The organism is Polynucleobacter duraquae (assembly GCF_000973625.1).
Classification (GTDB): Bacteria; Pseudomonadota; Gammaproteobacteria; order Burkholderiales; family Burkholderiaceae; genus Polynucleobacter; species Polynucleobacter duraquae.
This window is the reverse complement of record NZ_CP007501.1, coordinates 1,827,494-1,841,172: the sequence shown is the minus strand read 5'-3', so window position 1 is coordinate 1,841,172 and position 13,679 is coordinate 1,827,494. Positions and strand designations below refer to the sequence as shown.

Below are 13,679 nucleotides of genomic sequence, written 5' to 3'. Positions count from 1 at the left end.
TCGCGCAAGCGGCCCTTTTTGTTTCTACAATCTAGGTATTAGACAGATAAAATTCATCTGTCAGTATTTTGGAGAATGGCATGATTAAAGTTGGCATCGTAGGTGGCACTGGATATACCGGAGTGGAACTACTGCGCTTGCTGGCGCAGCACCCCGAAGTTCAAATTCAGGCAATTACTTCACGCACAGAAGCTGGCATGCCGGTCTCGGAAATGTTCCCCTCTTTACGTGGTCGGATTGATCTCAAGTTCACTACACCGGATGAAGCCAAATTAAATGAATGTGATGTCGTTTTCTTTGCAACGCCACATGGCGTAGCAATGGCACAAGCAAAAGAATTGCTTGCAAACAATGTGAAGATTTTGGATCTGGCTGCCGACTTCCGTTTGAAAGATGTTAAAGAATTTACTAAGTGGTACGGTATGGAACATGGCTGCCCAGAAATTTTGGCTGAAGCGGTTTATGGTTTGGCTGAAATCAATCGTGAAGAAATTAAAAAAGCCCGCGTCGTGGGTTTGGCTGGTTGCTATCCCACTTCCGTTCAATTGGGTCTTGCTCCACTGCTTTCACCAAAGTCTACTAGTGGCAAACAGCTCATTGATGGCACGCATATTATTTCTGACTCTAAGTCGGGTACCTCAGGTGCTGGACGCAAGGCAGAAATTGGGACTTTAATGTCAGAATCTGGTGATAACTTCAAAGCTTATGCTGTTAAAGGCCACCGCCATCTTCCAGAAATTGTCCAAGGCTTGAAGGCTATTGCCGGTCACGATCAGATTGGCCTGACATTTGTGCCGCACTTAACACCAATGATTAGGGGTATTCATTCAACCTTATATGTGCGCTTGACAGAGGCTGGAATGAAGGTAGATTTCCAAAAACTCTACGAAGATTTCTACAAAGGCGAGCCTTTTGTAGATGTGATGCCAGCGGGTAGCCATCCAGAAACACGCTCAGTGAGGGGTAGCAATGGTTTGCGGATTGCCATTCACCGCCCTGGTGATGGTGATACTTTAGTGATTTTGGTGGTTGAGGATAACCTAGTAAAGGGTGCTTCAGGCCAAGGGGTTCAGTGTATGAACCTGATGTTTGGCTTGCCTGAGACCACTGGATTGACACAAATTGCCGTTTCACCATAATGGAGTCAACTGGAAAGACCCTTCAGCACACTTGGAATTAAAAGCCTAAAATAGACTATCGCCTTTTGAATTAGGAGCAGATCATGACCCAATTAGCTACGCAAGAAATTACGCAACCGGCACAAGACTTAGCCGAGCCACCAACCCCATTGGTGTTCACGGATAGCGCAGCTGCAAAAGTGGCTGACTTGATTGCTGAAGAAGGTAATCCAGAATTGAAGTTACGTGTGTTTGTTCAGGGTGGCGGTTGTTCAGGATTTCAGTACGGATTCACATTTGATGATGCTGTGAACGAAGATGACACCCTATTTGAAAAGAATGGCGTAACTTTACTGGTTGATTCGATGAGCTTCCAATATTTAGTTGGCGCTGAGATTGATTATAAAGAAGATATCAACGGATCACAGTTTGTGATTAAGAATCCTAACGCGCAAACAACTTGCGGTTGTGGCTCTTCTTTCTCCGCATAAGAACAAGCTTAATAACTTAAGCTGGATAGCAAGCGCCTAGAATCCTAGGACCTTTCGCTCCCGTAACGGCTGGCAAATTTGCTGGCCGTTTTTCTTTATGAGCCCAAGCCAACCATGCGAATGCAAGACCTTCTACTAGTTGTGGATCAATGCCAAACACATCGCTGGTCATAATATCGAGTGAGTTTTTAAATATTTCTTTAGCCCTGGTTTTTAATAAATCTAGTAATGCAGTATTACGAGCACCACCACCGCAGACAATAAGAATCTGGGTTTGCGGTGCATAACGTAGTACTGCTTGGAGTGACGAGTCCACAGTCAGTTGCAGTAGCGTCGCTTGCACATCCTCTGAGTTGATGTTTTCTGCACCAATGTACTTTTGCAGCCACTCCAAATGAAAGTCGTCACGGCCTGTACTTTTTGGCGGAGCTTTTGCAAAAAATGAATCAGTCATCATTCTTGCAAGTAGTGCTTGATTGACTTTGCCCTGTGATGCCCAAGTACCATTTTCATCAAATGTATGGCCTTGTTGTTCCGCAATCCAAGCATCCATCAACATATTGCCAGGACCACAATCAAAGCCTTTTACTTCTGTGTCTTTGGGTAATAGGGTCAGATTTGCAATACCGCCAAGATTGAGTACGGCGATATTTTTATCTGCATCAAACTGCTGTGCATGAAAGGCTGGCACTAAGGGGGCACCATGACCACCAGCAGCAAGGTCGCGACTTCTAAAGTCTGCGATGACATCAATTTCGGTCAGCTCTGCAAGAAGTGCTGGGTTGAGAGTCTGGTGTGTATAGGCAAGATGATTGGCAAGATCAGCTTGATGGCGAATTGTCTGGCCATGGGCACCTATCGCACTTATATCGCCAGGAGAAAGATCATTCTGAGTAAGTAATTGCTTGACTGCATCTGCATAAGCTAGCGCTAGGGCATTGGCCGCCTGATTTTCCCGGTGAATCTCGTTTGGCCCGGGACTCTGTAAGTCCAGAAGGGCTTTGCGTAATTCAGGGCTAAAGGCAAGGCTTATGGAGCCCAGAAGGCTGGTATCACCAGCGTTCTCAATCTTTGCCAGTACGGCATCTATCCCATCTAGGCTGGTGCCAGACATCAGGCCAATATAGAGTGGATGGGGCTTATTCATGCGGTATCAGGGCTTTGTTCTCAGGAATGCGACAATTATGCTTTAGCAATCTAAATACTAATTTAACCGAATCAGTTCACCAATACAGCATGACGGCTAAACCAGAACAAAAATACCCACTGACTCCCGAAGTTTTTGCAGCCCTCGAAGTAACAAAAAGAGGTTGTGATGAGTTATTGGTTGAGGCGGATTGGATTCAAAAGCTAGCTAAGAGCCAAGCAACGGGCATTCCTTTGCGTATTAAGTTGGGATTAGACCCCACTGCTCCAGATATTCATTTGGGCCATACGGTTGTGCTGAATAAATTACGCCAGCTCCAAGATTTAGGTCATACCGTGATTTTCTTGATTGGTGATTTCACGAGCATGATTGGCGATCCTTCTGGACGGAATGCAACACGCCCGCCGCTGACTGCTGAAGAAATTGCTGTCAATGCTCAGACTTACTATCGTCAAGCAAGCATGGTGCTCGACCCCGCTAAAACTGAAGTCCGCTATAACAGCGAGTGGTGTGATCCACTAGGCGCACGCGGCATGATTCAGTTGGCTGCTAGATATACCGTTGCGCAAATGTTGGAGCGCGATGACTTTACTAAGCGCTACCGTAGTGGTGTACCGATTTCTGTGCATGAGTTCTTGTATCCATTGATGCAGGGGTATGACTCTGTTGCTTTGAAGAGCGACTTAGAGCTTGGTGGTACTGATCAGAAATTTAATCTCTTAGTCGGACGTGAACTCCAACGTGAGTATGGACAAGAACCGCAATGTATTTTGACCATGCCACTCCTCGTCGGTTTAGATGGCGTAGATAAGATGAGTAAATCCAAAGGGAATTACATTGGCATCAGTGAGCCTGCTGGTGAGATGTTTGGCAAGCTCTTGAGCATCTCCGACGAATTGATGTGGGATTACTTCACCTTGTTGTCATTCCGTCCTATGGCAGAGATTGACTTAATGAAGCAAGAAGTTGCTGCCGGTAGAAATCCTAAAGATTGCAAAGTACTACTCGCACAAGAAATCGTTGCTCGTTTTCATTCGCAAGCAGCTGCTGAAAAAGCTTTAGAAGACTTTAATCACCGAGCTAAAGGTGGTGTACCGGATGACATTCCTGAAGTCAATATTTCGGGTGCGCCGATAGGGATTGCTAACCTACTTAAGGCTGCAGGATTGGCACCGTCAACATCTGAAGCCAATCGCAATATTGAGCAAAACGGTGTGAAGATTGATGGCATAACAGTGGCTGATAAACAATTAAAAATCGAGGCCGGTACCTTTGTTGTGCAAGTAGGCAAACGCAAGTTTGCCAAGGTCACTCTGAGTTAAGTCTTAGGATTCTATTGCGGAGTTACTTGGTGGCGTGAGCCCAAAGTGCTCATAAGCCTGACGTGTTGCCACTCTTCCTCTAGAGGTTCTTTGTAGGTAGCCTTGCTGAATAAGGTAAGGCTCCAATACATCCTCAATAGTGTCTCGCTCCTCGCCAATAGCAGCTGCTAAGTTATCAATACCTACAGGGCCGCCATCAAACTTGTGCAAGATAGCTTCAAGCAATTTACGGTCCATCACATCGAAGCCGCTTGGATCTACGTCAAGCATCTTCAATGCGGCATCGGCCATTTCTTTAGTGATGGTGCCAGTACCTTTGACTTCGGCATAGTCCCGTACACGACGCAATAGGCGATTAGCAATACGTGGAGTACCTCTAGCGCGCTTCGCAATCTCAACTGACCCCTCAGGATCAATATCGGCTTTAAGTAAGCTGGCAGAGCGCGTAATAATTTTGGTGAGCTCTTCAGTAGTGTAGAACTCGAGTCTTGCCACAATACCAAAACGATCACGTAGCGGGTTAGTGAGCATGCCAGCACGAGTGGTTGCTCCGATCAAAGTAAACGGCTTGAGATCAATCTTGACGCTACGCGCTGCGGGACCTTCGCCAATCATGATATCCAGGCTGTAGTCCTCAAGAGCGGGATACAGGATTTCTTCCACTACCGGAGAGAGGCGATGAATTTCATCAATAAAGAGCACATCGTTTGCTTCTAAATTGGTGAGTAATGCGGCAAGGTCACCAGGCCTATCCAGAACCGGGCCACTGGTTTGGCGTAAGTTCACTCCAAGCTCTCTGGCGATGATGTGGGCTAGAGTAGTCTTGCCAAGTCCAGGAGGGCCAAAGAGGAGAACATGATCAAGTGCTTCTTGTCTTGCTCTGGTCGCTGTAATGAAGATCTCTAATTGGGCGCGAGCCTTAGTTTGGCCAACATACTCATCAAGTTGTTTGGGACGAAGGGCCCTCTCAAAAACAGCTTCAGAATTGCCTGCTGCACCACTAACGATACGGTCATTAGCTTCCGGTAAATCTTCGGGGATTGAGCTGAGGTCTTCTGTGTGGATTGCCATACTGCAAGTGTAGCGGTGTTTAGGTGACTGGTTATGAAGACTTCGAGAGGTATTTCAGACCCATGCGGATACCATCTGATACGGTGGTATCTGGCGGGATTTGTTTGAGGGCGAGATGCGCCTCTTTTTCTGAATACCCCAGCGCCAATAGGGCTTGTAATATCTCGCTGCTTGCTTCAATTACCTGAGGCTTACCGCCAACAATTCCTAAATCTGGAGCTAACTTCCCTTTAAGCTCAAGGCAAAGACGCTCTGCAGTCTTTTTGCCAATACCCGGTACTTGAGTTAAGCGCCCTGCCTCTTGCATAGCAATCGCTTGTGCCAATTCATTGATGCTCATGCCAGAAAGTACCGCAAGTGCCGTGCGCGAACCAACGCCACTGATCTTGATCAGCTGTCTAAATGCTTCACGCTCAGTTTCAGTGGCAAATCCAAAGAGTTGCTGCGCATCTTCTCGGACTTGGAAGTGGGTGAGTAGTGTAATTTTTTGATTAGTCTCTGGCAATTGGTACAGGGTACTCATGGGCACATCGATCTCATAGCCAACACCTTGGCAATCCACCAAGAGGCGGGGTGGATGGACTGAAACGAGAATTCCTTGAATGCGACCAATCATGTAAAGATCTTAACCTGTTTAGATTGTTATTTCTTGCTACTATTTTTGGGTGCAAGAGCGGTAGTAATTGCTTTTGGGATTTGGGCATGATGTGCAGCGCAAATCGCTACCCCCAAAGCATCTGCAGCATCCGTTCCCGGGGCGCGACTGAGGCGAAGTAAACGTTTCACCATTTCTTGAACTTGTGGCTTAGTGGCTCTACCGGTTCCTACGATGGATTGCTTTACTCTCAGTGCGCTGTATTCAGCAACGGGGAGCTTATCAGATACTAAGGCAGCAATTACTGCACCTCGAGCTTGACCCAGCATGAGGGTGGAGCGAGGATTGACGTTGAGAAATACTTCTTCAATAGCCGCTTGCTCTGGATGGTAAGTCTCCAACACTTCTTTAATGCCCGCATACAAGATTCCTAATCTCACAGGAAGGCCTTGGTCTGGATCACCACTTTCAATTGTCCCAGAGGCTACATAGCTCAGCTTTTGACCATTGACATCAATGACACCAAAACCAGTTGTTCGTAGACCTGGGTCGATTCCTATCCAGCGCATAAGTGATTAGTGACGGAAATGGCGTGTGCCGGTAAAGATCATGGCAATACCATGTTCATTGGCTGCCGCAATGATTTCATCATCACGCATACTGCCACCCGGTTGAATGGCACAACTTGCGCCACCATTTACAACGACATCTAAGCCATCACGAAATGGGAAGAAGGCATCACTTGCTACTGCAGAGCCTTTGAGGCTGAGTCCAGCATTCTCCGCCTTAATACTCGCCATACGAGCAGAGTCGACACGGCTCATTTGGCCAGCACCAATACCCAGCGTCATGCCGTTGGCACAATACACAATCGCATTAGACTTTACGAACTTCGCAACACGCCATGCAAACATCATGTCGTGCATTTCACTTGGAGTTGGAAGACGTTTGCTGACAACCCGCATTTCGTTCTCAAGGACGTTCTTTGCATCAGGAGACTGAACTAGCAAGCCACCACCAACGCGTTTAAAGTCAAAAGCATTAAATGTAGTACCCAGAGGAATCTCTAAGAGACGCACATTTTGTTTCGTAGCGAAGATGGCCTTAGCTTCATCACTAAAGCTAGGAGCAATTAGTACCTCTACGAACTGCTTAGAAATCGCTTCAGCTGCAGCGCCATCACAGTGCACGTTAAAAGCGATGATTCCACCAAAGGCTGAACTTGGGTCTGTTTTGAAAGCCTTCTGATAGGCCTCAAGGGCGTTGGCAGCAACGGCTACGCCGCAAGGGTTAGCGTGTTTGATGATGACGCAAGCTGCGGCACCACCAGCGTTGCCAGTAAAACTCTTGACGCATTCCCAAGCAGAGTCAGCATCAGCGATATTGTTGTAAGAAAGTTCCTTGCCTTGCAATTGTTTGTAATTAGCAAGCGCGCCAAAAACTGGATCAATATCTTTATAGAAAGCGGCTGATTGGTGTGGGTTCTCACCGTAACGCATCTCTTGTACCTTTTCAAAGGCAAGGTGTAGTGTTTCTGGAAAGGCGGAACGTTTTTTGTGATCGAGGTCATCGCCTAATGCAGATAAATAATTTGCAATTGCGCCATCGTATTGGGCTGTATGGGCAAATACTTTTTTAGCCAGGCCCAAATTGGTCTTGTAAGAAACTACGTTCTTATGGGCTTTCATCTCCTCGAGAATGGGTGCGTAATCGTCTGGAGAAATCAATACAGTGACATCTTGGTGGTTCTTGGCAGCAGCACGCAACATCGCTGGGCCACCAATATCAATGTTTTCCACTGCATTTTCAAATGAACAATCTGCTTTGGCAACTGTTTCGTTAAATGGGTAGAGGTTAATCACGAGCATGTCGATCGTACCGATACCATGCTCTTTCAATGCGGCCATATGATCAGGAAAATCTCGGCGAGCTAGTAGGCCACCATGCACCATCGGATGCAAGGTCTTTACGCGGCCATCGAGCATCTCTGGAAACTGGGTAAGTGAAGATACTTCTACTACGGGCAGATTATTTTGAGCTAAGAGTTTTGCAGTGCCACCAGTAGAGATCAGCTTGATGCCTTGTTCATGGAGGGCTTTAGCGAACGGCACAATGCCATTTTTATCAGAAACAGAGAGTAAGGCTGTGCGGATCATATTTTTCGAAAGGTTTGATTAATCAAGAATTTGCAAATGGGGTCTGACTTACTTCAGGAGCTGGTGTTCAACTAATTTCTTATGCAGCGTATTGCGGTTGATGCCTAGGTACTGCGCAGCTAAGGATTGATTCTGCTTTGCATGCTGCATTACTAATTCCAGCATTGGCTTTTCAACCACTGCGAGAACCATCTGGTATAGGTCGGAGGGGGGTGTTCCTTTGAGGTCGTCCAAATAACCTTGGAGTTGTGTCTCAATGCATTCGGTGATGGGGTGCTTGTTGGTCATGGATAAATTAAATAAAAAACTAAATTTAGGCTGCTTCTAAAAATAACAAACGATCTGAATGGGATTTCATTTCATTAAAAAAATCATTCACCATCTGTAATTGAGTTTTGCAATCATCGGCAGTATTCATTCTTTGGCGGAAAGCATGAGAGTCACGTAAGCCCTTGCAGTACCAACCGATGTGCTTGCGTGCCGTGCGCAAACCAACGTATTCACCGTAAAACTCATAATGATCGACGAGATGAGTATTCATGATTTCTTGAATCTCATTAATCTGTGGTGTTGGTAATTTGCCGCCCGTTTCCAAAAAGTGATTAATTTCACGAAAGATCCAAGGACGCCCCTGAGCAGCGCGACCAATCATGATGGCATCGGCCCCGGTTTCTTTTAAAACAAATTCTGCTTTTTCTGGAGTGGTGATATCGCCATTGGCAACTACGGGAATAGCAACACTATTCTTCACTGCGGTAATGGTTTCATATTCAGCTTCGCCGTGATAGAGGTCAGCCCGCGTACGACCGTGAACAGTCAGCATAGAGATGCCGGATTGCTCAGCGAGACGCGCAATATCGATTGCATTTTTATGTTCGCGATCCCAGCCCGTCCGAATCTTCAAGGTCACAGGCACTGCATCAGCACCCACCCCTACCGCCTGAACTACGGCTTCTAAAATTTGCTGCACTAATGGCTCGTCTCTCAATAGCGCAGAACCGGCCGCAACATTGCACACCTTTTTGGCTGGGCAGCCCATATTGATATCAATAATCTGGGCGCCGTGATCGACGTTGAGTTTGGCAGCAGCTGCCATCATCCTCGGATCGGCCCCAGCAATTTGGACTGCAATAGGCTTAAATTCACCTTGATGGTTAGCGCGACGTTGGGTTTTCTCGCTCTTCCAAAGCAAAGCGTTAGATGCAATCATTTCAGATACGGCATAACCGGCGCCGAGTTTTTTGCAAAGCTGGCGAAATGGACGATCCGTTACCCCGGCCATCGGGGCAACAAATAATCTATTCGCAAGAAAGTGTGGGCCAATCTTCATGTGTTTCAGGCTAAGTTCTGGAGGGCTTGTAGTGCTGGAGGAAAGGGTGACACTTTAGCACAAATCAGCTTACATTTGCCTAAAAAATAGGCACAATCCATGCCTAAGATCAAATGCAGAATGCTTGTATTTTGGAGCGTATTTCAGCCTCTTAGCGCCTACCAAACATCATCTGGCGAGCTAAGGCGGTTTTGATGGGTGGGAGCCACTGGAGAGCCGTTAAAGCTAATCCACGGCCAATCACAACGGGAAATAGATTGGAGGTGAAGATTCTGGCCATGAAGTCAGTGAGACCGATAGTGGCAGACCGATCGAGCTTGCGACTTTGGGCATATTCCTTCAAGGTAGTTTCGATGGCTAGAGGAGTTTTTTGATTCTCTGACTTAGAGAAGAGGATGCTAAGTTTTTCTGCCAAGAGATACGCATCCCGTAATCCGAGGTTGAGACCTTGTCCCGCAACCGGATGCAAGGTTTGTGCGGCATTGCCAATCCAAACCTCGTTAGCTTGGGTAATTTCTTTGCGGTAGTTGAGTCCTAGCTCGTAAAGTCGGCGATCTTGGGTTTTAAGAAATTGCCCAACGCGCGAGCCGAATTCGGATTGCAAGCTTTTCAGAAAATCAGCATCACTCAAAGCGAGACGTGCTTGTGATGAACTTGGAGTTCCGCACCAAATCAGATTCAGAATATTGGGCCCATAGTGGCTTGGCAGAACGGCCAAAGGTCCTTCAGAGGTAAAGCGCTCCCACGCTTCGAAGGGTGATGCACTCTCAACCTCCACTAATCCAACTAAAGCTGATTGCTCATAGTCTCTGCCAGATTCCACCCAGTCTTGGGTTTTAAATAAACCACCCTCAGCGTGAACAATACACTTGGCTTGAATGTTTTCAACATCAGCATTGGGGTCGATATGTTTCCAAATAAAATGCGGACTATTTTTTTGAATAGCTCTTAAGGCTTTACGCAGTGTGAGGTGAATATCGCGATAACGAATGATGTGACCTAAGGCTTTTTGACCAAGTTCTTCGCGAGTCATTAGGGCACGACCAAAGCGGCCCGCTTGCGAGACATGTACTCGATGAATATCAGCACACTCAGTAGGCCACGCATTGATGGTATCTAACAACAGCTTGCTACCGTGTGATAAGGCAACCCCTCGGCTATCAGCAGCAGCTAATTCAGTGTCATCTGCAGGGTTGCGATCTAGTAGTGCAATCTTTGCGTCGGGAAATTTCTGCAAGGACCATGCTGCACAGGCTAGGCCTACTGGACCACCACCCTGAATTACGATATCGAAGTTCTCAACTGACATGCTTGGCAATCTATCTTTTATTGGTAGTGCTCTAATTATTTTTCATGAGTGCTTCGATTTCATCAGCTTTAACTGGTACGCCACGAGAAATCAATTCACATCCAGAATCATTCACTACAGCGTCATCCTCAATGCGGATGCCGATATTCCAAAAGCGCTCATCTACATCATCAGCGGGGCGGATATATAAGCCAGGCTCGATAGTGAGTACCATGCCTGGTTTAAGAACACGCCATGGCTTTTCTGAAGAGCTGGGTACTGCGTCAAGCGGTTCACGATAGGAGCCAACGTCATGCACATCCATTCCCAGCCAATGTGAGGTACGGTGCATATAAAAGCGACGGTAGGCTCCAGTCTCAAGTGCATTATCCAATGAGCCTAATTCCGCAAGCTTGAGTAGATTCTCATCAAGTAAGCCTTGAGTGAGTACCTTAAGTGCTGCCTCATGTGGTTGCATAAATGTATTGCCAGGCTTAGTCATTGCGATAGCGGCTTCTTGCGATGCAAGCGTAATCTCATACAGTGCGCGTTGTGGACCTGTGAACTTCCCATTCACCGGAAATGTGCGGGTGATGTCTGAAGCGTAACTATCAAGCTCGCAACCTGCATCAATGAGGCACAGATCTCCGCTACGTAGTTCAGTATCACCAGCGCGGTAATGCAGGATGCAGGAGTTAGCGCCGCCAGCAACAATGCTGTTATATGCAACGCTTTGTGCACCGCTGTAGCGGAACTCGTGAAGAAGCTCTGCTTCGAGATGATATTCACGCATTCCGGGTTTACAGACTTGCATGGCACGAATATGAGCAAGTGCAGAAATCGCAGCTGCACGACGCATGATGTCAATCTCATGGACATCTTTAAAAAGACGCATCTCATGAATCAAACTCTCTACATCATGAAATTCTGAAGGAGGATTGACACCAGCTCGTGCCTGAGCTCGTACTTGTTTCATCCAATGGCGTAAGCGACGATCGATTTCAGCGCTTTCGGAAAGGCGAATATAAACCGCATTTTGATCAGCTAGCAAATCACTGAGCTTGGTATCTAATTCATGAATGCTATAGGCATGCTCCACACCTAAAACTGATGGAGCTGCATCTGGCCCCAAGCGAATACCATCCCAAATTTCACGTTCTGCATCTTTAGGCCTGCAAAACAGATGTGCTTCCAATTGGGGTTGTGATGGTGATCCAGCAATTTTGAGTACGAGTGTTGCACCTGGCTCTTCAAAGCCAGTGAGGTAGAAAAAATCACTGTCGTGACGATAGGGGAACTCACTATCTCGATTACGCGCTGTCTCAGGCGCTGTAGTGATGATGGCAACGCCACCACCAGTTTTAGCGCAGATCCGTTTGGCGAGTTCGACTCGGCGTTGTTGGTAAATGATGGATTTATTCATTTGCTGCATTGAGTTCTTGTAATCGTTGGGGTGTACCTACATCGTGCCACGGTCCGGTATATTTTTCACCGGACACTCTATTTTTAGACATGGCCTCCCTCAAAATTGGAGCTAGCTTAGTGGGCACATCTAATTCCAGGTCCTTAAAAAGGTCCCGATGGTAGAGCCCGATGCCAGAAAAGGTCAGTTTTTCAGCACCATCTAGGGGTTCATTGGCCACCTGGGAGTCCTTAATATAAAAGTCACCCTCAGGATGTTGAGCTGGGTTGGGAACCATTAAAAGGTGTGCCAGAGGCCTGCTTGACATGCTTCGTAAGTTAGGAGCTTGGTTTAAGAGCTGCTGAATTGGTAGATTCGGGCTAAAAACATCCCCATTGATGACTAGAAAATAATCCCTTGGGTTCAACAAAGGCAAGGCTTTGCGAATACCACCTGCCGTTTCTAGGGCACTAGTTTCTGGAGAGTAGGTAATGTTGAGTCCAAATTGGCTGCCATTTCCCAGTGCTTCCTCAATTTTCCTACCAAGCCAAGCATGATTAATCACTACATCCTGAATACCTGCCGAACTCAATGCCTCCACATGCCAGGCTAGTAAGGATTTATTTTTAATAGTGAGGAGCGGTTTGGGTAGTTCATCTGTCAAGGGGCGCATGCGCTCACCTCGACCTGCTGCCAATAAAAAGCATGGAATGAGATTGGGCTTATTCATGATGAGTGGCTATTCACCCTAAGTAGTGCGCGTTGATTCTAGAATGCGTGCCAAGGGCTTTAATTCGATATAACGATTGGCAGTGGCAATCGCACACTCGAGTACTAATGGAATATCTTTGAGATAGCCATCTTTGCCATCACGATGAAATAGTCTTGCAAAAATACCCAAGATCTTCAGATGTCGTTGTAAACCCACCCATTCAAAGTCACGATAGAACTGACCAAAATCGTTTGGCATAGGCAAACCTACTTGACGACCTTCCTCCCAAAATTTAATGACCCAATCAATCACACGTTCTTCAGGCCATGAAATGTAAGCGTCACGCCAGAGTGAAGCTGCGTCGTAAGTGATGGGACCATACACTGCATCTTGAAAATCAATTACACCAGGATTATTTTTTTCCGTCACCATCAGATTGCGTGAATGGTAGTCGCGATGAACATAAACTTTTTCCTGTGCAAGATTATTTTGAATGATCAGTTCAAATGCTTGCTTAATCTGTAAATTCTGAAGCTTGCTTAATTCGATGTTGAGATGTTTCCCTAAATACCACTCTGGAAATAAATCTAGCTCACGCTTTAGCAATGCCTCATCGTAGTTTGGCAACACATCTGGTTTACTTGCTAATTGCATTTGTACCAAGGCGTGTGTCGCATCTCTGTAGAGGTAGTCAGCACTGTCTGGATTAAGTTCTGTAAGGTAAGTTTTAGTGCCTAAATCGTTGAGTAATAGAAAGCCCTCAGCCACATTCTTTTCTAAAATTTTCGGGACATTTAAGCCGGCATTTTCGAGTAATAAATCGACCTCAATAAAAGCGTCCAAGGGCTCGTGTTGGGGTGGGGCGTCCATCACGATCAAAGATGGAAAATCCGGGTTTTTGGATGCAATCCTGAAATACCGCCTAAAGCTGGCATCTGCCGAGGCGGGGGCCAAAGTGGGGAGATCTAATTGCCAGCTAGGTTCAAGGCCTTTTAGCCAGCTACGGAGGGAGTCTAAGCGAGAGTCAGTCATGGTCGATTCGTATAA

14 protein-coding genes are annotated in these 13,679 nt (G+C 46.5%); 3 read left to right on the top strand and 11 right to left on the bottom strand.

Features of this window, described 5'->3' with window-relative positions; translation table 11 throughout:
• The first annotated feature begins 80 nt into the window (after positions 1 to 80).
• Both argC and erpA read left to right on the top strand, forming a co-directional pair.
• A complete protein-coding gene (argC, locus tag CL55_RS09435) occupies positions 81 to 1,139 on the top strand; it encodes an N-acetyl-gamma-glutamyl-phosphate reductase (RefSeq protein WP_046330855.1) in 1,059 nt (352 codons plus the stop codon).
• 83 nt (positions 1,140 to 1,222) lie between these two features.
• Positions 1,223 to 1,609, top strand: coding sequence for an iron-sulfur cluster insertion protein ErpA (gene erpA, locus CL55_RS09430; RefSeq protein WP_156156295.1), 387 nt, complete (start codon positions 1,223 to 1,225; stop codon positions 1,607 to 1,609).
• A 16-nt stretch (positions 1,610 to 1,625) separates the two neighbouring features.
• On the opposite strand, the gene CL55_RS09425 is transcribed toward erpA, so the two are convergent.
• Positions 1,626 to 2,756, bottom strand: a complete 1,131-nt coding sequence (locus CL55_RS09425; RefSeq protein WP_046330854.1) for an anhydro-N-acetylmuramic acid kinase — start codon at positions 2,754 to 2,756, stop codon at positions 1,626 to 1,628.
• 89 nt (positions 2,757 to 2,845) lie between these two features.
• Between CL55_RS09425 and tyrS the strand changes: the two genes are divergently transcribed.
• Positions 2,846 to 4,078, top strand: coding sequence for a tyrosine--tRNA ligase (tyrS, locus tag CL55_RS09420; RefSeq protein ID WP_046330853.1), 1,233 nt, complete (start codon positions 2,846 to 2,848; stop codon positions 4,076 to 4,078).
• Between the two features lie 3 nt (positions 4,079 to 4,081).
• Here the strand turns inward: tyrS and ruvB are convergent, their stop codons facing one another.
• The 10 genes from ruvB to CL55_RS09370 form a co-directional block, all read right to left on the bottom strand.
• Positions 4,082 to 5,149, bottom strand: a complete 1,068-nt coding sequence (gene ruvB / locus CL55_RS09415) for a Holliday junction branch migration DNA helicase RuvB (RefSeq protein ID WP_046330852.1) — start codon at positions 5,147 to 5,149, stop codon at positions 4,082 to 4,084.
• Positions 5,150 to 5,180: 31 nt separating this feature from the next.
• Complete coding sequence (gene ruvA / locus CL55_RS09410; protein WP_046330851.1) at positions 5,181 to 5,765, bottom strand: Holliday junction branch migration protein RuvA; 585 nt, start codon at positions 5,763 to 5,765, stop codon at positions 5,181 to 5,183.
• Between the two features lie 26 nt (positions 5,766 to 5,791).
• Positions 5,792 to 6,313: a crossover junction endodeoxyribonuclease RuvC gene (ruvC, locus tag CL55_RS09405; protein ID WP_046330850.1), complete on the bottom strand. Its 522-nt coding sequence runs from the start codon at positions 6,311 to 6,313 to the stop codon at positions 5,792 to 5,794.
• A gap of 6 nt (positions 6,314 to 6,319) precedes the next feature.
• The gene (gene purH, locus CL55_RS09400) at positions 6,320 to 7,900 is read right to left on the bottom strand and encodes a bifunctional phosphoribosylaminoimidazolecarboxamide formyltransferase/IMP cyclohydrolase (RefSeq protein ID WP_046330849.1); all 1,581 of its coding nucleotides are present in this window, start codon (positions 7,898 to 7,900) and stop codon (positions 6,320 to 6,322) included.
• 48 nt (positions 7,901 to 7,948) lie between these two features.
• Positions 7,949 to 8,188, bottom strand: a complete 240-nt coding sequence (locus CL55_RS09395) for a helix-turn-helix domain-containing protein (RefSeq protein WP_046330848.1) — start codon at positions 8,186 to 8,188, stop codon at positions 7,949 to 7,951.
• A gap of 25 nt (positions 8,189 to 8,213) precedes the next feature.
• Positions 8,214 to 9,230: a tRNA dihydrouridine synthase DusB gene (gene dusB / locus CL55_RS09390; protein WP_046330847.1), complete on the bottom strand. Its 1,017-nt coding sequence runs from the start codon at positions 9,228 to 9,230 to the stop codon at positions 8,214 to 8,216.
• 151 nt (positions 9,231 to 9,381) lie between these two features.
• The gene (locus tag CL55_RS09385) at positions 9,382 to 10,539 is read right to left on the bottom strand and encodes an FAD-dependent monooxygenase (protein WP_046330846.1); all 1,158 of its coding nucleotides are present in this window, start codon (positions 10,537 to 10,539) and stop codon (positions 9,382 to 9,384) included.
• 31 nt (positions 10,540 to 10,570) lie between these two features.
• A complete protein-coding gene (locus tag CL55_RS09380) occupies positions 10,571 to 11,941 on the bottom strand; it encodes an aminopeptidase P N-terminal domain-containing protein (RefSeq protein WP_082091969.1) in 1,371 nt (456 codons plus the stop codon).
• A complete protein-coding gene (murU, locus tag CL55_RS09375; protein WP_046330844.1) occupies positions 11,934 to 12,650 on the bottom strand; it encodes an N-acetylmuramate alpha-1-phosphate uridylyltransferase MurU in 717 nt (238 codons plus the stop codon). The genes CL55_RS09380 and murU overlap by 8 nt, the downstream gene beginning before the upstream one ends.
• 18 nt (positions 12,651 to 12,668) lie before the next feature.
• Positions 12,669 to 13,664, bottom strand: a complete 996-nt coding sequence (locus CL55_RS09370) for an aminoglycoside phosphotransferase family protein (protein ID WP_082091927.1) — start codon at positions 13,662 to 13,664, stop codon at positions 12,669 to 12,671.
• Between the last annotated feature and the right edge of the window lie 15 nt (positions 13,665 to 13,679).

What these genes read in the sequence shown, in the direction of transcription:
- purH (WP_046330849.1), bottom strand. Translation starts at nt 7,900, where the DNA reads ATGATCCGCACAGCCTTACTCTCTGTTTCTGATAAAAATGGCATTGTG.
- CL55_RS09380 (WP_082091969.1), bottom strand. Translation starts at nt 11,941, where the DNA reads ATGAATAAATCCATCATTTACCAACAACGCCGAGTCGAACTCGCCAAA.
- murU (WP_046330844.1), bottom strand. Translation starts at nt 12,650, where the DNA reads ATGAATAAGCCCAATCTCATTCCATGCTTTTTATTGGCAGCAGGTCGA.
- tyrS (WP_046330853.1), top strand. Translation starts at nt 2,846, where the DNA reads ATGACGGCTAAACCAGAACAAAAATACCCACTGACTCCCGAAGTTTTT.
- CL55_RS09425 (WP_046330854.1), bottom strand. Translation starts at nt 2,756, where the DNA reads ATGAATAAGCCCCATCCACTCTATATTGGCCTGATGTCTGGCACCAGC.
- CL55_RS09385 (WP_046330846.1), bottom strand. Translation starts at nt 10,539, where the DNA reads ATGTCAGTTGAGAACTTCGATATCGTAATTCAGGGTGGTGGTCCAGTA.
- erpA (WP_156156295.1), top strand. Translation starts at nt 1,223, where the DNA reads ATGACCCAATTAGCTACGCAAGAAATTACGCAACCGGCACAAGACTTA.
- ruvB (WP_046330852.1), bottom strand. Translation starts at nt 5,149, where the DNA reads ATGGCAATCCACACAGAAGACCTCAGCTCAATCCCCGAAGATTTACCG.
- ruvC (WP_046330850.1), bottom strand. Translation starts at nt 6,313, where the DNA reads ATGCGCTGGATAGGAATCGACCCAGGTCTACGAACAACTGGTTTTGGT.
- CL55_RS09370 (WP_082091927.1), bottom strand. Translation starts at nt 13,664, where the DNA reads ATGACTGACTCTCGCTTAGACTCCCTCCGTAGCTGGCTAAAAGGCCTT.
- argC (WP_046330855.1), top strand. Translation starts at nt 81, where the DNA reads ATGATTAAAGTTGGCATCGTAGGTGGCACTGGATATACCGGAGTGGAA.
- dusB (WP_046330847.1), bottom strand. Translation starts at nt 9,230, where the DNA reads ATGAAGATTGGCCCACACTTTCTTGCGAATAGATTATTTGTTGCCCCG.
- ruvA (WP_046330851.1), bottom strand. Translation starts at nt 5,765, where the DNA reads ATGATTGGTCGCATTCAAGGAATTCTCGTTTCAGTCCATCCACCCCGC.
- CL55_RS09395 (WP_046330848.1), bottom strand. Translation starts at nt 8,188, where the DNA reads ATGACCAACAAGCACCCCATCACCGAATGCATTGAGACACAACTCCAA.